Annotated in this window: 1 pseudogene; it reads left to right on the top strand. The window is 41.0% G+C overall.

What is annotated here, in order from left to right:
* A pseudogene (locus ACFIKR_RS09515) lies at positions 1 to 334 on the top strand (hypothetical protein); the annotation flags it as partial.

Genomic DNA, 334 nt, shown 5'->3' with positions numbered 1-334 from the left:
TTGGTAAAGCTTTTAGTGGTCTTGATACGAATATTCAGAATGTGAATCAGCGCATTAAGGAAGTGTCTCAAGGAGTTGCACAGGATTCTTTATTGTGGAGTGAGAATGATAAAGCATTTATAGCAGATCATGGTAAGAATGATGCAAAAACAAAGAGCAAGATTACACATCTTTTAGATGGAAATGTTGTTTCTGGCTCTACGGATGCAATCACAGGTGGTCAACTTTATTCTATGGGAGAGACGGTTTCTCAGTATTTTGGTGGAGGCGCTGGATACACTGGTGGAGTATGGAAAGCTCCAAGCTTTAAGGTTACCACTGTCAGTGCGGATGG

It is taken from the genome of Bartonella sp. MR30HLJHH (assembly GCF_042194195.1).
Taxonomy (GTDB): Bacteria; Pseudomonadota; Alphaproteobacteria; order Rhizobiales; family Rhizobiaceae; genus Bartonella; species Bartonella grahamii.
The sequence above is the reverse complement of the archived record's forward strand: the minus strand, read 5'-3'. Positions and strand labels throughout refer to the sequence as shown.